Here is a 22133-nt window from a genome sequence, read left to right on the forward strand (position 1 = left end):
TCTTTCACATCATTCACTATACCATTATAGCAAACAAATGTGTAGATAACAGGTCTAATTTCGACTAATCTTAAAAAAATGTTCACAACTTTAAGCTTTCTTACAATCTTTCAATGAGCATTGTAGCAATCGTAAAGTAAATAATCAGACCAAGAGAGTCGTTGATGGTCGTGATAAACGGACCAGATGCCACAGCAGGATCGATTTTAAATTTATTAATAATCACGGGAATAACAGACCCGATTACGGTCGATACACTGACAGTAATGAACATGGATACACTGATGATAAATGCCAGAACGGGATTTCCGTAAACAACAGTAACAATTCCGACCAATACAATTGCTGCAACCAACCCTATCATCATTCCAGCGCCAAATTCGTGCTTGATGGTCTGGAAAATGCTGGTTTTGTCTCTGTCATCATCAATGTTCAAGTTACGAACAGCAACGGCAAGTGACTGAGTTCCGACATTCCCCGCCGTATCCATAATCATCGGGATAAAGGCAGCTAGCAAAACTACGGATTCCAAAGTTTCTTCAAAGGCACCAATGAGTCCCCCTGTAATCATCCCTAAGAACAATAGAATTACTATCCAAGGCGTACGTGACTTTGCTGTACTGAATGGTGTAGATTTTCTTGAACGGCTGTCGTCATCGCTTCTTTTAATCGCAGCGAATTCATTAAAGTCTTCCGTTACCTCTTCTTCCAGAACGTCCATAACATCATCAACAGTTACAATACCTTTCATAATGCCGTCATGTGACAAAACGGGTATAGCCAGCAAATCATAATCCTGTATGGTTCGAGCCACTTGTTCCTGGTCTTCGTCAATTTTGACAGAGACAACCTGTGTGAACATAATATTTTCCACTGTTTCTGTTTCCGGTGACAAGAGCAAGTCGCGAAGAGACAGTACTCCAACGAGTCGTTCTTTTTCATCTACGACATAGAGATAATAAATCGTTTCCGCTTCACGACCGATTTGTCTCAATTGTTCGATCACTTCACTTAATGTCTGTTTGTAGTGTATGGCAATATATTCTTTCGTCATGATGGAACCGGCTGTTTCCGGTGCATAAGAAAGGAGCTCCTGAACTCGTCGGCTTTCTTCATCGTCCATCATATCAAGCAGGGTCTGATTATCTGTCTGGTCACTTTCAGTCAGGAAGTGAGCCACATCATCGGCAGCCATAAAGTTGAACACTTCGGCCATATATGCGTCAGGCAAGTATTGAACCGCATCTTCCTGGTCTTCAGTTTCCATCCACTCAAAAATTTCTGCAAATTCTTCCGGCGATAGAAATTCAGAGATTTTACGCTTCTTTTCCGGATAAAGCAGGTGAAAAACTTCATGCTGATCACGATCATGCAGTCTTAAAAATAATTCTCTGAATTTTTCACGGTCATTTCTTTTGGCTGCCAGAAAAACCTGTTCATAGGTCTTCTGTTTTGTGCTTTTCATTAATTTCATAGTTAATCATCCTTTTTACAATGGTTTAGCGAATCATTATTAACTGACTTATATGACATTTCAACTGACTTACACAAGGGAACTTTATCCAATTCGCCTCACCTCCAAAAAGTTAGGGTTATTTACAGTTCGTGTTTAAAGCAAATAAAAAACACACTGTTTTAAGAGCGTGTAAAGAACATGAAAAAGCTTCATCTTCATACACCTCTGTCGTTGAGCTTCAGCTTCATATGGCATAGAGACAATCTCAGCTACATTAAAAATCCCCTTCATCCGAAGATTCTTGCTGACCCATTGGCGTCTTTAGACATTTCTGGGCAGTAGCGTTTCTCCATATGGGAGCCTCACCTAACAAGGTTATTTATTTCCTATTAATCATAACGAAAGTTTACAGTTTCATCAAGCAATAATTCTTATCAAAAAAACATGGCCGGTTCAATCGTTATTTTTGTACGATTTGACATTGTTGGCTATACTAATAATGACAGTTAGTTAAATTTATTAGGAGGAAATGACATGAATTTAAAAAAATTAGGCATCTTACTGGCCGCTGGAGCAGTTTTATCCGCCTGCCAGACAGACGAAACAGAAACCAATGACATTGACACGGAAGAAGTCCAGGACACAGAAGATGTCAACGGAGAAGATTTGGATACTCAAGAAGATGAAGCGGCACTGGAAGACGAAGCTGATGAAGCGGTTGTATCCGATGAAGATATGGCACCGGTCAGTGACGAGGAACTGGAAAATGCGGAAGCCATTGGAGATTTAACCCAGTACGAAGAATTTGAGGAACAGGATGTTTTCGTACCGGAAGATTACGTGGCTTATCTCGTTTCTGAAGAAGGCGGCAGACGTGTCTTTGTCTTTACTGAAAATGATGAACAGGTCTTTAAAACAATTTATGTCATGCCGGATAATCAGCTGCAGGTCATTGATCTGGTTAATGATGAACTGCTGATGAATGATCCTATTTAATCACACCGTCCATATAAGATAAAAAGGAAAGGTTGTTTGTACATGGAAAACAAATTTGACACACAAGAACCTAAAAAAGATTATCTGATAAACGATGACAGGAAAAATGTCACACCAGTCCCTCAAGTAGAAAGTGACTCTTATAAGCCTGCAGGCAAAATGAAAGGCTTCAATACGATTGTCACAGGAGCAGACAGCGGAATTGGCCGTGCAGTTGCGATTGCCTTTGCTAAAGAAGGGGCTAACGTTGCTTTAGTGGATATTGAAGAAAATGATGACTTGAAGTCAGCCCACAGCCGTATTGAAGAGCTGGGGGTAAAATGTCTGAGCTTTGCCGGTGACGTTGGGGATGAAGACTTTGTAAAGGAAACTGTTTCTGCCATTCAGTCTAAATGGGGAAGCATTCATACTCTGGTCAACAATGCTGCTGAACAGCACCCGAAAGAAAGCATACTCGATATCGATTCTGCTCAGCTGGACCGGACATTCCGCTCAAATATATACTCAACCATTTACTGGTCAAGAGAAGTCTTTCCACACTTATCCGAAGGCGGAACCATTATTAATTCATCCTCAGTGACTGCTTATAAAGGGTCTCCAGGACTAATGGATTACGCTTCGACAAAAGGTGCGATTATCTCCTTCACCCGCTCGCTGTCTCAGAACAAAGAAATTCTGGAGAAAAAAGTGCGGGTCAATGCAGTAGCTCCCGGCCCAATCTGGACACCATTGATTCCAGCTACTATTGGCAGTTCCTATAAAGAGCACGGCGGCGTGCCTTTGAATCGTCCGGGTGAGCCGTTCGAACTGGCCCCAGCATATGTTTATCTGGCTTCCAGCGATTCAAGTTATGTCACTGGACAGACCATTCACGTTAATGGTGGCACAGTAGTCAACGGATAGGTTATTTAACTAGACTAAAAAGCCCGACCTCGCATTTCAGGAGGCCGGGCTTTTTCTGTAACTCTGCTAATTTAGTTGATTTAACGCTTATTTAAATTTCTACTGTAGTTTGCGGGTTCAGTTTGTCTCTTAACAGACCTGAAGTAATAGCTGTCAATGGAATCGTCAGAATCAAGCCGATACTGCCGGACAATGCTCTGATGACTTCTGTTGCAACGATATCCATATTTATGATGCTCACGTAAGGCTGCTGATAAGCTGCAAACAGAAGTAATAGCGGAATCATACTTCCGACATAAGCAAGAATCAGTGTGTTGGCCATCGTTCCCATAATATCTTTCCCAACGTTCATACCTGCCAGAATCAATTTTTTAGTACTGATGGACGGGTCAACCTGTCGTATTTCTTCCATAGCAGAAGCGATGGACATGCCCACATCCATAACCGCTCCTAAGGCCCCCATTATAATACCCGCGAACAAGAGCCCGCTGAAGTCAAAATTGACTTCCTGAGGTATATACATCAGCATCGATGCTTCCGGACCAGACAAGCCTGTCAGATTTATCATGCCCCCGACTACAAAGGCAATCATTCCGGCAATAAATACGCCGCCGAGGACACCAATGATTGCTGAGTAGGATTTACTGTTCAGCCCTCCCACAACAAGAAGGGTAAAGATTGTCACAACTATGGAAATTCCAATCGTTAAAAGTACTGGGCTGTAGCCAGCAAGTAAGCCGGGGATTAAAACACCCAGCATCAGCAAGACTGTCAAGCCTAGGGTGAGTATCGTTTTAAGTCCTTTAAGTCCACCTAAAATTAAAAGAAGCAGGACAAAAACACCCAAGACAATATATATAACTCTATCCCGCTCGTATTCGATTATGAATACTTCTGATACGCCACCGATTTCCAAAGTGCTGATTAGTACACGGTCTCCCGGTTCAATATGCATATCGTAGGCTGGATTCCCAGTTAACGTATGCACAGCATCTATTTCTTCTCCTCTGTTTTCTCCTGAAAGAATTTCTAGACGGACGGCTAGTGACTCATTGTAAAATTCATCATCACCTGCCGGGCCTACAGCTTCTTCAACTTCCAGCACTCTCGCCCGCTCGACTTCTTCTTCATCATAATCTTCAGGCAAATCTTCCATCATTTCCGGATCCATTGGGTCCCCCATCGGATCGTCAAAGCCATCATCCAGCTCACCCGCCTGTGCTTCAATTGCCAAAAATGGCAACAACATGGTAAGGAGCGTTAAAATCAGTATCAGTTTTTTCTTCAAAGTAATCTGTCCTCTCAGTTCTTCGTAATGAAATTTGCTAAAAAAATAAAGACCAGGTCACTTTTCCCTAGTCTTTGATGTTTTCATTTTAAAATAAGTAAAGAACTTATTTCATTCTTATTAAGCGTGCACAACTCTTAGTCTCAAGCTCCACTCCGTTACTTTTTCTTTCACTTTCATGCGCACGGGTGTAGAAACTTCGTTTATTGCACAATATTTGTCTACCCAAGTGACAATCATGCTTTCTTTGTAACGCGGTAAACCGACACCGGTCGTAGTCAAAAACATGTGCTTCAGAATAATATCTTTTTCCAGTTCAGTCAGCTCTGTAATGGTTTGGGCATTTTTTACGGCAATTTTTGGATGAACGAAGTTGTGAGACCCTTCCTCCATAGCCGCAATTTCATCTCTTCCTTCATGGAAGAAATCATGCAGAAGGCCAGCTCGTGCAACCGCTCGGACATTCAGTTTGAAACGTTTAGCAATTCGGTAGCTGACATATGAAACAAATATAGAATGAATGAGTCTAGTTGTATAATGATGATGTGTAATCTCATCCAGTTTAAGTAATTCTTCATTTTCAATTAAATCTTCAATTAACGCCATATAGTCACTGTCATTTTCCCAAATTGAACGAACAAATTCCATGGAATGTCTCCTTTTTAATAGTCTCGTAAGTTATACTGTCATGTTTAGATTGAGTAAGTTTATATAAGAACGGTACGTACCGCCCATCCAGTAACTATCTTACTCCTAAACGCGTTATTTTTAAAGTAGTTAGGCCGTTTTAAAAACGTTTACATGGTGTTTGTGTCCAATTTGTCATAATTTGAGCTTTATTTAGACAGAGCGAACATAAGAACACCTGCTGCGACCGCTACATTTAGAGATTCAGCCTTTCCTTTAATGGGAATATATAAATTTTCCGTCGTTTTATTTAGAATATCCGCATTCACTCCACTACCTTCATTTCCTACTATTAAAGCGAACGAGTCAGTTGGGCTCAGTTCACGGTAGGAAATGGCTCGGCTGTCCAGTGCAGTCCCATACACAGCTATTTTTCTTTCTTCAAACCAATCAATCCACCGAGATAAGTCAGCATGAATGACAGGTAAATGGAAGTGGCTTCCTTGAGCAGACCGCAGAGCTTTCGGGTTATATAAATCAACGGATCCTTTACCTATAATAACTCCCTCAAACCCAGCAGCATCTGCAGTTCGTATTAATGTACCTAAATTCCCAGGATCCTGCACCTCGTCCAGCATCAGCACCGGCTTTTTGCCTTCAATTTTTTCAGTTTCTTCTATTATTTCCATCACTGCGAATACACCTTGATTGGTTACTGTGTCACTCAGTAAGTCAGCTATTTCCGATGTAATAATCACCTGATTTACTTCTAAACCAAAAGTATTATACTCATCAGCTCTATCGCCTCGGATAATAATCGTATCAATTGACTGCTCAGATTTTATCGCTTCCTCGACTAAATGGTCTCCTTCTATCAGGTACTTTTGCTGTTTATTTCGTCCTTTTCGTGTCAGCAGTTTTTTCCATTCTTTTACCTGTTTGTTCTGTACTGATTCTATTCTCTCCACTATATACGTCACTCCTATTTATATTGTTGTAAAGACTCAGAAATTATTTAAATTATCTATATTTCCACTAAGCCTTACTACCCGAGTCTCCAATGTTTTTTTAATGAGGCTAGTTCTGAGTAACCTACCCGTCTATGCTTCGTATTAACCGGATCAATCAATTAAATCTTAAAAAGGACAACAGCTGTGGCTGTTGTCCTTCCAAATTATAACACTTTTTCAAGTATGGTGTCTTAAATTTATTAAGGTATCCTTACATTCCTACATATGGCGCAGGGTTGACGGGACGACCATTTTTGTGGATTTCAAAGTGCAAATGAACACCGGTTGATGTTCCAGTTGTTCCCATAATTCCCAACTGCTGACCTTGAGACACTTGCTGTCCACGTGAGACAGACAAATTAGGAGTCATGTGGGCATACATTGATGAGTAGCCACCACCGTGATCCACAACCACGTAATAGCCTAATGAACTATGGTAAGATGCTGTTGTTACAGTTCCTCCACGAGTTGCACGGATAGGTCCGCTTCCTGCAATATCGATTCCGCTGTGCATTGCTCTTCCACCGTGAACAGGGTGAGTACGGTAACCGAAGCCTGATGTCAGACGACCGCTTGCCGGACGTGTCCATCCTGAGTTGGACTGAGCTGGCGTGCTGTTTGCAGAGCTGGAATTGCTATTTGAACTACTATTTGAGCTGTTATTTGAATTGCTGCTTGAGCTGTTGTTTGAGGAAGACGTCTGAGCTGCCTGTTCCTGACGTTCAGCAGCTGCTCGAGCTTCAGCTTGTGCTTTTGCTTCGGCTTCTGCTCTGGCTTTCGCTTCGGCTTCCGCTTCTGCTCTCGCCTTAGCTTCCGCTTCTCTTCTGCGCTGCTCTTCAGCACGGCGAATCTCTTCTTGTCTCTTACGTTCCGCTTCAATGATTCGCTCTTGTTCAGCTCTCATTTCATCGCTTAAGTTGCTTGCGCGTTCTGCAATAAGATTCTGTTCGTTAATGAAAGAATCGCGTTCATCTTCAGTCATGTCATAACGTTCTGCGATTTCAATGATTTTGGTGTCCAGTGTTTCGCGCTGAGTTAGTAAAGTAGCACGGTCACTTTCCATTTGAGCTTTAACTTTTTCCATTTCTTCCTGTTCACTCACGACTTGAGCTTCAGTGTCTTCTAGTTGCTGCTGATCGTCAAGTTGAGCCTGCATGATGTTCTGGTTAGCAGAAACAAGCTGGCTTACGACACCGATACGTCCGATTAAGTCAGATAGGCTATCAGCGTTTAACATTATATCTACAATGTCAGCTGGGTTTGCCTGAGTCTGTACGGAACGGGCTTGCGATTCAAGCTGTTCATTACGGCGGTTAATCTGTTCAATAAGCAGTTCGATTTCTTCCTGCAGTCTTTCAATTTCTTTTTCAATGCGTTCGATTTCTTCTTCCTGTTCTCCAATTCTTGTGACTAGGTCATCTATATCTAATTGAAGTTCAGCAACTTCCGCTTCCAGAGTAGATTTTTCATTGTCAAGTTCCTGCATTCGCTGTTCTCTATCAGAAATCGCACCGTCAACTTCGTTTGATTTTCTGTTCAGCTCTTCTTGCTGCTGTTGAAGTTCTCTCATTCGTTGTGATGAAGCTTCTACATTTAATGTACTAAAGGTTGGTGCTGCAAATGTCGCTACAGCTACCATGGTTAAAAGACGTTTTTTATTCAATTCCAAGACTCCCATTTCTATTAATATTCATTTAAGTTTAGTATTTTTATTTTTCCAACTGCTTCGTTTGCTTATATAGTAATAAAGTCTATTAAAACGTCAGAATCCAACGTCCTCTCGAAGCACTAAGGAAATCATAACATGTGAAAAACACCAATAACTTTTAAATCGTGTGACAAAATACAAGCCCTTTTGTTACATAACTGTATTATTTGGCTAAAGTTTGTCTAAACGGAAACCTCTTATTGCCTGTTACGAAAGCATTCTTCGTGAATTTTAGTGTTACATTAGTCATTTCGGACAATATTAATAGTGAACAAATAGTGACAAATATTAGATTCCTCTTAACAACTGAATATTTACGAAAGCGATAACATTGAGTTTTACATGTATTTGAATAACTTATCACTCTCCATCACTCCTTTCTTTCTATTTATTTTTTTATTTGCTATTCTAATAAAGTATGAGAAAGGACTGAGACCATGCCATCATTTAAAGACCTATTTCCTTATAGCCAACGTATTGATTCCAATGAATTTTTCGAGCAGTATTATAATTCTGACGTGCCGTTCAGATATGATTCCAATTTCTTTCAGCTTCTATATTCTCCTTCCGTGGAAGAATTTAAGCTGATCGAAAACATGCACTCCACTTTTTCAGAAGAATATGGCCTGAACCATGTAAAGTTTTACTGGCCCCAGAATACTGGAATCCTTCCAGATACTCTCGCCTACTTAAATGAGAAAGAATATGGGTTGGAGAAATTAGAGCTATACTCTATAAACCCGGAAGATTTTTTAGGTAAAGAATCGTCAAACTGGAGTATCCAGAAGGTACAGAAAGATACTCTGCCACTGTTTAAAGCAATTAACTACAAACAGGATCTGGAAATATCAGAATCATTTGCCGAAGACAAGCAACCTTTTTATGATGACCTGCATAGTGATGAACATGTCGAACTCAGACTCGTTTTTAAGGACAGCGAAGCAGTCGGTTCCTGCCTGACTATTGAAGCGGATCATACCATTGAGCTGGATGAGGTGTTTATCCTTCCAGACTACAGGCATCAGGGAGCAGCTTCCGCCCTTCAGCATGTCATAATGAAAGAAGCACGAGATAAAAATAAAACAGTTATTCTAGCGGCGGATGCTGAAGACAGCCCCCGTACGATGTATCAGAAACAAGGATACAGCTACCAGGGTTTTAGAATTGGTGCTGTAAAAACGATTCAGGAGGAAAGAAAATGAGTTTGTCATTTAGACAACTGTACCAGAATGATTTTGCGTTATACGAACAGATGGATACCCAGCTGGAAGACGATTATATGCTTCGTGTGTTTGATCGCATTACGAGTGAGGGCAATGCGCTTTTCGGCTTATTTGAGAATGATATACTTGTAGCTGTTGCCGGTTATACTTTATTTGCCGGGGAATTTGCCATGATAGGACGACTGAGAAGTGACAGCCGCTACAGACAGAACGGTTATGGAACGCTTATTACTGAATACATTTATAATGAAGCGAAACGAACCGACGGAATTAAATGGATTGGGGCAAATACTGAAAAACGTAATACCCCCGCTCAAAAAGTTCTAAAGAAACTGGATGTCCCACACATCACTACACTTTATGCGGCACAAGCGGATGATTTAAGTTCCCTAATTACTCAGAAAGATGCGACCAACTGGCAGCGGGTAGAGTCGGTTGACAAAAAAAGAAAGTGGCTCGAAGAGACATACCTCAACCCTGATTTTGATAAATCTGTCTTTCCGTTTGAAGCCTACTATCCTTTTCCTGCTCGCCCAGCATTGTTTACGGATGACCGTTTAGGCGAATGGCTGTGTTTTGAAAACAAAGAGGCCAACAGAGTTGTATTTATGTGGGAAGAAGAAAAAGGCAGGAAATATCTACATGTTGTCTATCCCTGGTCAGACTTCATGGAGCAACCAGGTCTCTTCAGTCTAATATCAAGTGAGTTCAAGAAAAGTCAAGACCGATACCAAACGGATGCTATCTGGATGGACCTTACTGAAGAAGAAGCTAAATTGCTGCCTGATAACCATTCATTCGACTTGCCTTCTCCTTGGATGCTTCACGGGCATTTTGTAAGTGAGCAGGAACAAGCGGAATTTCTTTCTAACCAGCATTTACAAGAAAGAAACAATGTAGAAAACGAGAGATCGGTTAATGACTCAATCAATAAAGCTGATGAGCTTCTGTCGGATTTAGAAGCCGAACTGACTGCTCTCGAAGAGAATGTCCTTAGCCAGCAATCTGAAATAGATGACCTTCAGGACAGATTGGACTTGCTGGACTCGGATTCCTGACAGCTTTTTAAGTATACAAAAAAGCCTTCGGTTGAACGCGCCGTAGAATTATTCTACAGCCTGTTCGACTAAAGGCTTTTTTTTTAACTTGTTAAACTTTAGAGTGCCTTGTCATCCACTTGTTCGAGTGCCTGATCAATGGTAGAAATAACACCTTCCAGAGATCCTTCTTCAAATGGGGAGCGCAGCTTAGCTGTCTCGACTGTTTCTAGGAAGCTCTTCGTTCCGCCAGCCTTACAGATGGCCAGATAATCCGACCAGGCAGTCTTATCTTCGTCTACTATCGCCCGTTTCCAGAACTGGAGGGCACAGACTTGCGCGAGTGTGTAGTCAATATAATAGAATGGCGAAGCAAAGATGTGCCCCTGTCTGAACCAGAACGTTCCTTTGTCCAGGAAGCTGTTCTCTGAAAAATCTCTTTCCGGCAGATACTGCTTCTCCAGCTCTCTCCAGACCGCTTTTCGCTTGTCTGCAGACCACTCCGGATTTTCGTATACTTCATGCTGGAAGTGATCAACAAGAACACCATAGGGCAGGAAGCGAACGGCTCCACTCAAATGATCAAACTTATATTTCTCTGTTTCCTCTTTAAAGAAGAGTTCCATCCATGGATAGGTGAAGAATTCCATACTCATCGAATGAATTTCACAGGTTTCAAAGGTTGGAAATACTATTTCCGGCTGCTTAATCCAGCGTGATTCAAATACCTGGAAGGCATGGCCTGCTTCGTGAGTCAGAACATCAATATCCCCAGATGTGCCGTTAAAGTTGGCAAAAATGAACGGTGACTGATAGTCAGGAATATAAGTACAGTAGCCTCCCCCGGCCTTTCCTTCTTTAGACAGCAAGTCCACGAGTTCTTTATCAAAGAGAAAATCGATAAAATCAGCTGTTTCACTGCTCAATTCATGATACATTTTACGGCCGTTTTCAATAATATAATCCGGATTGCCTTGAGGTGTAGGGTTGCCGTTTAAAAACTGCAGGGATGAATCATAATGCTTCATTTTCTCGATACCAATTCGCTCAGCCTGGCGTTTGGCCAGTTTTTGAGTCACGGGAACCACATAATCCATAACTTGTTTACGGTAAACTTCCACCATGTCGCGGTCATAGTCAAAGCGTTTCATACGCACATATCCTAGCTCAACGAAATCTTTGAAGCCCAGTTTTTTGGCAATGGTATCTCTAACCTTAACAAGGTCATCGTACAGCTGGTCCAGTTGACTTTCGTTTTCCTCAAAGAATGACCATTGCGCATCTGAGGCTGCTTTTCTCGTGTCGCGATTGGTTGATTCCAGATACGGACCAAACTGGGATAAGGTCAATGTTTTTCCGTCAAAATCAATTTCAGCCGATGCCAGCAACTTCTGATAGTCGCTACTCAACTGGTTTTCTTTTTGAAGCAAATCTATGACGGATGAATCGAAGGAATCCAGTTCAAACTGCATGTTCTGAAAAAAGGTTCGGGGGTACTCCCCTTTCAGTTCTTCCAGATAGGGTGAATCCATGATTGCCTGATAGTATAAGGTACCCAGTTCCTGATAATAGGGACCGTATTCATTCCAGTACTTGTCTTCTTCTAGGTAAAAGGAATCTTTTGTATTAATCGAATGGCGAATGGATGCCAGCGTTCCCATTGTTTCCAGTGAAGCAGAGAGTTCGGACACCGCATCAATAGCCTCCTTCACTTCCGCAAGCGACTCTGCATCCTTGAGGTTCTCAACGAGATGGAGAAAATCTTTTTTGTAGCGGTCAAATTCCGGACGTTCATAAGTATATTCTGAAAATTTCATAGTGTTCCTCCTAATATAGTATTAATTTCCTTAAGTATAGCATACGGTTTCAGAATGGTAATACCCTTTCTCTGTTTGTGGTAAAATAAGCAAAGAAAGGAGCGATAGTATGAATCACAGACAAGTCCCTCATCAGTCTCAAAAACAAAAACAGACCTATCTTCCGAATCTCGTACAAAACGTCCAACTGCTTCAGCTGAACCGAATCGAATTATCCAATCATTTAAACAATCTTATCCTTGGGAATCCGCTAATTGACCTTCCGGAAAACGAGAGCCGTCTCACACAAGTTTCGGCAAAAGACAGTACCACTGTCATAGAAGAAACTGCGGCTGATAAGCCTTCACTGTTCACTTACTTAAAAGAACAGATAGAACTGCTTTACCGGCCGACTTATTTAAGAGAGCTCCTATTCTGGTGGGTTAATCAGCTTGACCACAAAGGCTATGTTACCAAATCTGTTGAAGAGGCGGTCAAAGAAACTGGCGCAACCAAAGTCCAGTTGATTGATGCCCTGACCCTGCTTCAGCAACTCGACCCACCCGGCATAGGCGCCCGTTCGCTGCAGGAGAGCCTAATGCTCCAGACCGAACGCCTGGACTGGTCACCGGAAATGGCTTATCTTATTCTGGAAGAGCAGTTCGAGGCTCTGAGTCAAAAGAGATGGCGTTATCTTGCTGAATTTTACGGCATCCAGGAAGAGACTGTCAGAGAAATATTCGCTTTTATTCAGAAGCTCTCACCTGCGCCGGCTGAGCAGTTTATGGACCGCCAGACCCCTTTTATTCTTCCCGAGCTGAGTGTAACCACTGAGAACGGCGAGCTGACTGTATCGGAAACGAAATATAAGACGCCGCTTCTGACTTTCAATATAGACTACTTTAATGAGCTGGCAGAACGAGAGGACCCGTCAGTCACTCGTTACATTAAAGAAAAGAAACAGGAATACACTGTTCTCCAGAACGGTCTGAAAAAAAGAAGGGAAACAGTCTTACGTGTCGGCACGGCCATTGTCATGCATCAACGTCAATTCTTTGAACAGCCAGAAAATGGACTGGTCCCTCTCCAATTAAATGATCTCGCTCAGGAACTGCAGCTGGATGAATCAACAGTCAGTCGAGCGGTTAGGGAATCCTATATTCAGACAAAAACAGGTACCTTTGAATTGAAATCCTTCCTGTCTCGCCGAACAGCTGGTGGAGGCTCTCAGGACCAGATTGACAGACAGCTACTAAAACTGATTCAGGAAGAAGACAAAAATAAGCCTTATTCAGATCAGGCTTTATCTGATCAACTAAAAGCATCCGGAATACAGCTCTCAAGAAGAGGCGTAAACAAATACAGGCAGAAGCTGTCGATTCCCTCCTCTACTGAACGTAAAGCGTGATACCCACAGAAACTCGCTAATCCAGAGAAAACAAAAAAATCCTGCAAGCTCGAATAGACTGAGCTTGCAGGATTTTTTTATAAACTATTTACCCAAGAATACCTAATACATAACCGAGTGTTCCTAGTACAAACAATCCGCCAATAATAGTAATTGGGCTGACTTTCCGACGAAGCAACCAGACACAGGCAAGAGTTAAGAGAAGAGGTGCCAGTCCTGGCAGCAGTTCATCCAGTGTGTTTTGAAGAGTAGTCACTTCTACCGGTTCAATGGCTAAACCAGCTTGAATTTCCTGCACCACGCCTCTCAGCATGTCTCCAGAAAGAAGTCCTTCATTAGCCGCCTCGGCAATTTCACCGAAGTTAACCATTTCCTGCGGGTCATTTTCCACCCGGCTGAGAACCATTGGGAAGTGCATATTGGTCCACCTTGGAACCAGTACTCCCAGGATGAACATACCTAAAACAGAAGCACCTTGAGTCAGTTTCTGCATCAATCCACCAGCTAAGTTCTGAGTAATATTCGAACCCTGAACGTAGCCTAGTTCCTGAGTGTACCACAGGAACGCCATACGAATAATGTTCCATGCCAGGAAGAAGATGATTGGCCCTAACCAGCTGCCGCTTAAAGCAAGCGATGCTGCAAAGGCACCAAGTACCGGACGAATGGTTCCCCAGAAGATTGGATCGCCGACACCGGCCAGAGGTCCCATCATACCGATTTTAACCCCTTGAATCGCCGCGTTATCAACTTCTTTACCGTTCGCACGTTCTTCTTCAAGCGTCAGTGTGACACCTAAAACCGGTGCTGCAAGGTACGGGTGCGTATTAAAGAATTCCAAGTGTCTTTTTAAAGCCAGTGAACGTTCTTCTTTTGAAGAATACATTTTCTTCAATGCCGGAATCATAGCATATGCCCAGCCGATATTCTGCATCCGTTCAAAGTTCCATGAAGCCTGCAGGAACTGACTTCTCCAGAATACATTTAAACGGTCTTTTTTCGTTAATTTGTATTTTTTTTCTTCAGCCATGTTTAATCAACGCTCCTTTTTAGTAGTCATTCAAGATATCATCAAGTGGATCGCCGCCAGAGGAATTTCCTCCACCGCCTCCGCCTTGGTTAAATTCAGGTGCAAACTGCAGGTAAAGCAGAGCCAGCACGACTCCGATGATACCCATTGCAATCAGGTTCAATTCGCCAATTGCTGACAGAGCAAAACCAAGAGCGAAGAATAACCACAGCTTGGCAGTTGCCATCATGTTGATAACCATTGCATAACCAACGGCTACAATCATTCCCCCGGCAACGGCCAGACCACCTGTTAACCATGCAGGAATAGCATTCAATGCATCGGTAACGAGTTGTGGTGATACAGCTAAGATGATTGCTGCTGGTACTGCAATACGCAGACCTTGAATCATCAAAGCACCAATGTGGTAGAATTCAACAGCTTTGAATGAGCCTTCGGTTGCTTTTCTGTCGGCAGCATGTGCAATAGCAACTGTTAGTGTACGAACAAAGATTGTCAGTACCTGACCGGCAATAGCCAATGGAATCGCCAGTGCAATCCCTTCTGATACACCTGCTCCGTGATACGTAACTAAAATAGCTGATGCTACGGATGCAAGTGCCGCATCGGGTGCTACTGCAGCACCGATATTCATCCACCCCAATGCAATAAGCTGAAGTGTTCCTCCAAGCATTAGTCCTTCAGTCGGATTTCCTGTTGCCAGTCCAATTAACGTACACGCAACAATTGGCTGGTGGAATTGAAACTGGTCTAAAATACCTTCCATTCCCGCTAAGAAAGCGACGAAAACAACCAGTATAATTGATATAAAGTCCATATTTATTTGCCCTCCTTGATAGGTTTATTAATCAACATATTTTGTTTTTTTCAGTAAGTTCCACATATCTTTTCTCTGATCGGATGGAACTTTACGGACGTCGAATTTGACTCCATGGTCTTTCATTTTCTTGAACGCTTCTGCGTCTTTTTCATCAACTGAGAGTACATTGTTAATCATGACTTTTCCTTCGGAGTGAGCCATTGACCCAACGTTAACTTCTTCGATTTCCACTCCGCCTTCAATAACACGCCAGGCATCAGTTGGATTTTCAAAAAGAAGCAGTGCGCTTGTCTTGCCAAAGCGTGGGTCGTTCCAGACTTCAATCATCTTGTCAATCGGCACAACGTTGGCTTTAATTCCCGGTGGTGAAGCTTGAGTGATAAGTGATTTACGCAGCTCATCTTTCGCTACATCATCAGATACAACAATAATACGGGTCGGGTTGACATCTTTTGACCAGGCTGTTGCTACTTGACCATGCAGCAGACGTGAGTCAATTCGTGCTAGACGAATATCGATTTGTCCGTCTCCCACTACAGTCCCTTCCGGAAGTGGTTTGGATGGTTCCTCAGATGCTCCTGCTTCTTTTGCTTCAGCAGGCTGCAGTTCTTCAGGTCTGACTTTGACACTGTCTTTTGCCACATCAATTAACGAAGCGGCAATATCATGTGCCTTGTCCATTGAGAAACGAGCGGTAAAGGATTCAATCAGCATCGGCAGATTTAACCCCGCTACAATTGCCCATTTATCCTTATTTTCTTCAAACAGCGTGTTAGCCTGGTTGAACGGAGTACCTCCCCATAAATCAACTAAAAATAGTACTTCATCTGAATCAAATGATGCAACGGCTTTTTCCATCTTTCTCCGAATATCATCCGGCCCTTCACTTGGAAGAAGCGTCACAGCTTTTACATTTTCCTGTTCGCCTACAATCATAGTTCCTGACTGCAGAATGCCCTCAGCAAATTCGCCGTGGCTTGCCAGTATAATTCCTACCATTTATTTCCCTCCTACTACTAGCGACTATTCGCTTTTTATAGTTACTACTTACAGAAAACTCCCTTTTTTCAAGACATCCATCATCAACTGACTGCGGTCTCCGGGAACTTTCCTTATCTCAAGTTCGATTCCAATAGAATCCAGATAAACGAATGCATCAATGTCCTGCTGGTTTACTGAAATAAAGTGGGTAACCATCTTCTTTCCTTCAGTAAATTTCATGCCTCCAATGTTGACGCTGTCAAAATGTATCCCCTGCTTGTAACAATTCATTACATCAGTTGGATTGGTAAATAAGAGCATTACTTTAACGTCTTCTAAAAGAGTATGAGAAGCTATTTCTATCAGTTTTTGCACTGATATGACATTTGCTTTTATCTCAGGCGGCGCTGCCTGCTTTAACAATGCTTTCTGAAGTGGATTGCCCGCCACTTCATCGCTTACGACAATGATACGGCTGATTCCTGTAACTTTTGCCCAAGTAGTTGCCACTTGGCCGTGTATCAGACGATCATCAATGCGCAGCAGTCGAATATCCATCGATATGACATCCCTCCTTTTAAGGTCCTCTCCTTTCCTTTAATAGTGTCGGAAAAAAACTGAAACTCATACAGATTTTTCCCCTCTACTTTATATAAGCAAGAAGTGTGCCAACGCTGTTCGGTGAAAAACACTGACTTGCCGGGATTTGTATCGACACACTAAAACGACACACTAATTATCTGTATCAACTAGTGTGTCGCTTTGCGTTACTTATTCAAATAGTGTATCGATTTCCTCTATCTCGCCTTCGTCATTAGAGATATAGTAATTAATGTAACTGTATTCCTGAAGTGGAATAGTAATGGACAAGTCCCGCTCCAGTTTTTCTATATGGGCTTTTACTTTTTTAACCGTATCCTCGTCAATATTTTTATCGTCAAGCGTGTTTTCAGCTAGGCTATCTTTGTGTATCAGCCGTTCAATGACCCCCGCCATATGGAGAATCAAATTGATGTGAAAAGCATAGTCTTTTAAAGGTTCTGCTTTCAGAAGAGCACATTCATCCGCGAACTGCCATAACGGGCGTATGACTTTCCTGGGATTCAAAAAGGTATAGTTCTCATCGAGAAAAGACAGTACGGTATCTCGAGCAGACTGCTCATCCGTCAGAGCTGACAAATCTGTTCCGTTGTTGCGAACGAGTTTCTCAATCAGAACGACCGGATCGTCTTCTATGAACCTCTCCAGCGGTATAAAAGGTGCAGAAATTTTCGGATCGGCTATGCCCGTGGCAGCAATGATGTCATAGCGTTCCTGCCATAAATTAATTTTATCGGCCATATCCGCCACTGAACAGGTTTTCACTTCAATGGATTCGTGCCTGCTCTGATTGAGTGGTTTTTCAATAATTTCCTTAATCTTTCGGGCAGTACCCTCACCGCTTGCACAGATAGCCAGAATGACTGGTGGTTTTCTCGAGATAGTCATTCCTGAATCGTGTGCATTCTTAATTTCATTTGAATAGCCGCTGAATTTTTGAAGCGCCTCGTGAAGCATGTCGATGTCCACATCCATTAATGAGGCTTTTCTGACCGCTTCAAGTACCATTGGCGTGGAGACCATGTCTACTGAACGGACAACTACGCCCGTTTCTCTCTCCAGCGTGGATTCAAACGTCGCCAGCGAACCCATGTCGACCAGCAGCAGCACACCGCTTCCCTGGCTGACATTCAAGACTGCCTGCTTAATGCGCTCATAGGCAGTGGTCGGTGACATATCCAGTGGCATATCTATTGCTTCAATGCCCGTACGGTCCAGTAACTCTTCAGCCACTTTGGCCATACTGCTTGCCGTTGATTTACCGTGAGTGGCAATAACGACACCGACTTGTCCAGCGGCTTCCTCTTCTTTAAGAGAAACCAGCAGAACCGTCAGGTAGTATACTTCACTTTCAGGGATGACAACTTTGAAATGGTCTCCTATTCTATCTTTGATAACGGATGCCACTTCATACTCTTTCGCATAATTCATCGCCATTTCACGAATCCGGTCATTCATTTTCCGTTCCTTGCCACTGTAAACATTTTTTAGCAGCGAGCTGATATGCAAACTGACTGCGTAAAGAAAATTCTGCTTCACCTTGTATTCCAAAGTTTCTTCAACGAGAGAAGATACTTCTCGGGAAAACTCGATGACTTCCTTAGTGACCACATCAGCCAATTTAGATTCAGTTTGAAGAGAAAAGCCGTGATTGCGGTAAAAGGACTTTAAATGTACATTGATATCCGTGGAAATGTACTGATTGATTGAATGCTGATCGAGTCCTTCTGCTTCCAGGAGCGCTGCTTTATCTCCAATAATATTATAAATATTGTAGGGCAGCTCGTAGGAGTCCATCTCCATCTTGTAAAAGGGTTCATTTGGACTAACCGTTATTTTAGCTTCAAGATAATTGGACAGTTCTTTCTGTTCCAAGCGGCTGGAAGACAGGCCAACAAGCTGAGACTGTACCGTATCTGGAATATCTTTTACGGTTAGATTTATTTCATCTCGATTCAATTGGTTCATAAACCCTCTTGCACAGACCAGTTGAATTGTTGATTTTAACTGACCAATATTCCCGTAACCAACACTGGCTATCAAGCCTTTTACAACATCTTCTGTCAGTGTTATCTTCCGTTGAATACGGTTTGCTTCCAGTCCGGTGAGTAATTTCAGCAAGTCAAGCTGTTCGATGACCGGTCTTTCTTTAAAAGCAGGCATATGAATAGTAATGGGAATTCGCCGCATAAAGGTATCCAGAAACGTTGACTTGGGATCTTCTGTGGTTGCACAAACAATACGGACATCCGCTTCTTTGTTTTTATCTGTTTCACCAAGCCGGCTGTATTTTCCGGTATCCATAAAATAAAAAATCATTTCCTGACCTTCTGGAGGCAGGCGGTGAATTTCGTCTAGAAACAGCATCCCCTGGTCGGCTTTTTGTATCAGTCCCTCTTTCGAGTTTGCCGCACCGGTAAATGCGCCTTTTGAGTAGCCGAATAAGTAGCTCATTAACAATTCAGGGTTATTGGCATAATCTGCACAGTTGAATACAATCAGCTCTTTTTCCGGGTCAATCAGTTCGTGTGACTGGGCAAAACGGAACATCGCATGAGCGAAGAAGGATTTCCCGGAACCAGTCGGTCCAGTTATGAGTGTATTCAATCCTTTGGGCGGATACATAACTGCCGCTTTCGCCTGATCCACTGCATTTTTCATGCTGCCATTTGCACCAATAATGGACTGGAAAATATCTTTGGACTCTTTGTAGGAATAGTCAAATACTTCCTGGGTCACGCCCTTGTTTTCTCGCTTTTCTTCCTTGTAACTGGGAACGTGCTCGGTAAGCGGTTTGTGTCTCAGCGTTTCGACTGTTACAAAGCGAACCGGTCGTCCATCCAATTTTCTAAGTTTATCTTCTCTAACCAGTTGATTTAAGTCCTTTGATACGTTGCTTCTCAGAATATCCAGCTCTTCTGACACCTCTTTTGTTGTGACACCCATGCCTAGTTCAATTTCTCTAGGCGAAAATTGAGCACTGGTCTGTTTAACAAACGCATATACGCGATCTTTTCGATTCAACTGGTTCACCTCCTTAATTCTTTCCATCAACTTTTGCATTTAGTTAGTCACAGTATACTACATATATCAACACAGTGACACACTAGAATACACTATAAATAAATCCGTAAATAATCGATTTCCCAGGGGTCAATTACGGGGTGAGTTGCCAGTATCCAGTGAGATAATGAGAACTGGAGCACCTATCGTATGTTGAGCTAGCAGCATAACGAATTCCGTCAGAAAACTGTCATATTGCTTAACATGACAGTTTTTTTCTGCACACAAAAAAGCAGCTCTATGTGATAACACACAAAGAGCTGCCCCCTTTTTGCTTAATCTTTATAATATATACCTTTCTCTCCTATGTCCGTAGGTGGTATAGTCTGTTATAAAAACTGAGAATGCTTATTCGTCTACGCTTACTTCGCCTTCAACAGTACCTTCATCCAGCATTGCTGCTTCGTGCAGGTCTTCTGATGCAAATGTTACGTTACCTGTTACAGTAGCGTTGTATAATTCGAATCCTTCTGCGTCAACATAAACGTCTCCGTCAAGAGTACCTTCTTGAATACGGAAGTTTGGTGATTCAACAGTCATTGTACCAACTGATAATGTATACTCGTCAGTTACGTTACGGTCTTCGTCTTGAGCGTATAATGCTAACTTACGGTATTCATCCTGGTCTTCGTCACCTTGGTTGTGGAAAGTTCCAGCAACTGTAATGTCGTCATTTACATCTACGTCAGCTGTAATAGCTGTAATCCAGTTTCCGTCAGTGCTCAATGATGCAACAACCTGATCTGCATCGTCAGTGATAGAAGCAGCTGTTACTGCATCTTCATCTTCAGTTTCTTCGCCTTCGTCCACAACTTCCATATCTTCTGCTGCGTCGTCGTCTGTATCACATGCTGCTAAAAATCCGCCTAAAGCGATAACTGCAGCACCTGCTGCTAATTTCTTTTTCAAAAATTCCATAATTATCCCTTACCTTTCCTGATGGAAATTTTATTAAGTTCATAGAATGAAAGGAGAAGATGGAGAGAATACATCCGGACAGTTCTTCTCCTATTCACTACTACAGTATACTATAGACTAGAATTGTGAAGTAGTCAACAATAGACCGTAATAGAATTAATTAAGCTATTCCTCATCTTTTTCTAATAATTACTGCTGTTTTTCACAACTTCGCCCAAGCCTTGTTATCGAGTCTATTACTACTATACAAAAACAGACCCGATTTATCTATTATTTTATACTACTTATTTACTAAAAAAACCAGATCAGAATGCTACAGACAGCAAAAGCCCGACCTTTTGGCAGGTCGGGCTTTTGCTTCTTATTATTAGTCTACTCTGATTTCGCCAGTAATTTCTGATTCATCATCAATTTCAGCTGATGCTTCATACTCTTCACTTGCAAAGATTAAGTCGCCATCAATGGTTCCGCCAACTAAACGGAAGTTTTCTGCGTCAACATAAACATCACCCTCGAATGTTCCGTATTGCAGACGTGTGCTTTCCTGTTCAATCGTAAGCATAGGCGCACTTAAAGTGAACGTGTCAGTAACATTACGGTCTGCATCCTGTGCATAAAGAGCCAGTTTACGTTCGGCTTCACCGTTGTTATTTTCGAATCCACCAGTTAGAACAAGTTCTTCATCTGATGATACGCTGTCTTCAAAAATAATGATCCAGGCGCCATTATCAGAAATTCCCTCTAGTAATGATTCTTCGTCATTAACACGGACTTGAGTTGCTCCAGTAGTAACGTCAGCTGAATCATCATTGTCGCCGTTGTCAGCTTCTACACGAGTTTCTCCAGTAATGGTTGCTTCATCATCGATTTCAGCAGATGCTTCATACTCTTCACTCATGAAAATAAGGTCTCCGTCAATTGTTCCACCGATAAGACGGAAATTCTCTGCGTCAACATATACGTCACCTTCAAATGTACCGTACTGCAGGCGTGCGCTTTCCTGTTCAATTGTGATGCTTGGAGCAGTTAAAGTGAATGTACCTGTAACGTTACGGTCTGCATCCTGTTCATAAAGAGCTAGCTTACGTTCAGCTTCTCCATTGTTATTTTCGAATCCACCAGTAAGTACTAAATCTTCTTCATGTAAATTTCAAGTTTAAGTTAGCCACTTGTTAAAAATAATTTTCATGTGAAATTTAGCGTTCGTTTTCCTTGTAGAGATGGCTTGATAATGAGCTGAGGCATGATAGTTTTTTTGACAAGCTGGCT

General features: G+C 42.2%; 18 protein-coding genes and 1 riboswitch. Of the genes, 5 read left to right on the plus strand and 13 right to left on the minus strand.

Annotated elements, in window-relative coordinates:
- Nucleotides 1-100 precede the first annotated feature (100 nt).
- Nucleotides 101-1474, minus strand: coding sequence for a magnesium transporter (gene mgtE, locus ACYVLS_RS08480; protein WP_460323539.1), 1374 nt, complete (start codon nt 1472-1474; stop codon nt 101-103).
- Nucleotides 1475-1672: 198 nt separating this feature from the next.
- Nucleotides 1673-1837, minus strand: a riboswitch (M-box (ykoK) riboswitch).
- Between the two features lie 153 nt (nt 1838-1990).
- On the opposite strand from mgtE, the gene ACYVLS_RS08485 reads away from it, so the two are divergent.
- Together ACYVLS_RS08485 and ACYVLS_RS08490 are read left to right on the plus strand one after the other, a co-directional pair.
- Complete coding sequence (locus ACYVLS_RS08485; RefSeq protein WP_460323541.1) at nt 1991-2452, plus strand: hypothetical protein; 462 nt, start codon at nt 1991-1993, stop codon at nt 2450-2452.
- A 42-nt stretch (nt 2453-2494) separates the two neighbouring features.
- On the plus strand, nt 2495-3355 hold the full coding sequence (locus ACYVLS_RS08490; RefSeq protein WP_460323543.1) for an SDR family oxidoreductase: 861 nt from the start codon (nt 2495-2497) through the stop codon (nt 3353-3355).
- Nucleotides 3356-3446: 91 nt separating this feature from the next.
- On the opposite strand, the gene ACYVLS_RS08495 is transcribed toward ACYVLS_RS08490, so the two are convergent.
- From ACYVLS_RS08495 to ACYVLS_RS08510, 4 genes are all read right to left on the minus strand, one after another.
- A complete protein-coding gene (locus ACYVLS_RS08495; RefSeq protein WP_460323545.1) occupies nt 3447-4643 on the minus strand; it encodes a YibE/F family protein in 1197 nt (398 codons plus the stop codon).
- A 120-nt stretch (nt 4644-4763) separates the two neighbouring features.
- Entirely contained in the window at nt 4764-5291 is a 528-nt protein-coding gene (locus ACYVLS_RS08500) for an HD domain-containing protein (RefSeq protein WP_460323547.1), read from the minus strand.
- Nucleotides 5292-5479: 188 nt separating this feature from the next.
- Nucleotides 5480-6238 carry a TrmH family RNA methyltransferase gene (locus tag ACYVLS_RS08505; RefSeq protein ID WP_460323549.1) on the minus strand — a complete coding sequence of 253 codons (759 nt, stop codon included), beginning with the start codon at nt 6236-6238 and terminating at the stop codon, nt 5480-5482.
- A 253-nt stretch (nt 6239-6491) separates the two neighbouring features.
- Nucleotides 6492-7943, minus strand: a complete 1452-nt coding sequence (locus tag ACYVLS_RS08510) for a peptidoglycan DD-metalloendopeptidase family protein (RefSeq protein ID WP_460323551.1) — start codon at nt 7941-7943, stop codon at nt 6492-6494.
- A 482-nt stretch (nt 7944-8425) separates the two neighbouring features.
- Between ACYVLS_RS08510 and ACYVLS_RS08515 the strand changes: the two genes are divergently transcribed.
- Together ACYVLS_RS08515 and ACYVLS_RS08520 are read left to right on the plus strand one after the other, a co-directional pair.
- Nucleotides 8426-9190 (plus strand): GNAT family N-acetyltransferase, encoded by a 765-nt coding sequence (locus tag ACYVLS_RS08515; protein ID WP_460323553.1) that lies wholly within the window; start codon nt 8426-8428, stop codon nt 9188-9190.
- A complete protein-coding gene (locus ACYVLS_RS08520) occupies nt 9187-10269 on the plus strand; it encodes a GNAT family N-acetyltransferase (protein WP_460323555.1) in 1083 nt (360 codons plus the stop codon). The genes ACYVLS_RS08515 and ACYVLS_RS08520 overlap by 4 nt, the downstream gene beginning before the upstream one ends.
- A gap of 98 nt (nt 10270-10367) precedes the next feature.
- Here ACYVLS_RS08520 and ACYVLS_RS08525 read toward each other — a convergent pair whose 3' ends face one another.
- Nucleotides 10368-12065, minus strand: a complete 1698-nt coding sequence (locus ACYVLS_RS08525) for a M3 family oligoendopeptidase (protein ID WP_460323557.1) — start codon at nt 12063-12065, stop codon at nt 10368-10370.
- Nucleotides 12066-12174: 109 nt separating this feature from the next.
- Here ACYVLS_RS08525 and rpoN point away from each other — a divergent pair, with 109 nt between their 5' ends.
- A complete protein-coding gene (gene rpoN / locus ACYVLS_RS08530; protein ID WP_460323559.1) occupies nt 12175-13452 on the plus strand; it encodes an RNA polymerase factor sigma-54 in 1278 nt (425 codons plus the stop codon).
- An 88-nt stretch (nt 13453-13540) separates the two neighbouring features.
- On the opposite strand, the gene ACYVLS_RS08535 is transcribed toward rpoN, so the two are convergent.
- The 7 genes from ACYVLS_RS08535 to ACYVLS_RS08565 all read right to left on the minus strand — a co-directional run bounded on the left by ACYVLS_RS08535 (nt 13541) and on the right by ACYVLS_RS08565 (nt 21762).
- The gene (locus tag ACYVLS_RS08535; RefSeq protein WP_460323561.1) at nt 13541-14482 is read right to left on the minus strand and encodes a PTS system mannose/fructose/sorbose family transporter subunit IID; all 942 of its coding nucleotides are present in this window, start codon (nt 14480-14482) and stop codon (nt 13541-13543) included.
- 19 nt (nt 14483-14501) lie between these two features.
- On the minus strand, nt 14502-15299 hold the full coding sequence (locus ACYVLS_RS08540; protein ID WP_460323563.1) for a PTS mannose/fructose/sorbose transporter subunit IIC: 798 nt from the start codon (nt 15297-15299) through the stop codon (nt 14502-14504).
- 27 nt (nt 15300-15326) lie between these two features.
- Nucleotides 15327-16301: a mannose/fructose/sorbose PTS transporter subunit IIB gene (locus ACYVLS_RS08545; protein ID WP_460323565.1), complete on the minus strand. Its 975-nt coding sequence runs from the start codon at nt 16299-16301 to the stop codon at nt 15327-15329.
- 48 nt (nt 16302-16349) lie between these two features.
- Nucleotides 16350-16841, minus strand: a complete 492-nt coding sequence (locus ACYVLS_RS08550; protein ID WP_460323567.1) for a mannose/fructose/sorbose PTS transporter subunit IIB — start codon at nt 16839-16841, stop codon at nt 16350-16352.
- 213 nt (nt 16842-17054) lie between these two features.
- Complete coding sequence (locus tag ACYVLS_RS08555; protein WP_460323569.1) at nt 17055-19934, minus strand: sigma 54-interacting transcriptional regulator; 2880 nt, start codon at nt 19932-19934, stop codon at nt 17055-17057.
- A gap of 360 nt (nt 19935-20294) precedes the next feature.
- Entirely contained in the window at nt 20295-20864 is a 570-nt protein-coding gene (locus ACYVLS_RS08560) for a polymer-forming cytoskeletal protein (RefSeq protein ID WP_460323571.1), read from the minus strand.
- A 367-nt stretch (nt 20865-21231) separates the two neighbouring features.
- A complete protein-coding gene (locus ACYVLS_RS08565) occupies nt 21232-21762 on the minus strand; it encodes a polymer-forming cytoskeletal protein (protein WP_460323573.1) in 531 nt (176 codons plus the stop codon).
- Between the last annotated feature and the right edge of the window lie 371 nt (nt 21763-22133).

Source organism: Alkalibacterium psychrotolerans (genome assembly GCF_054784355.1).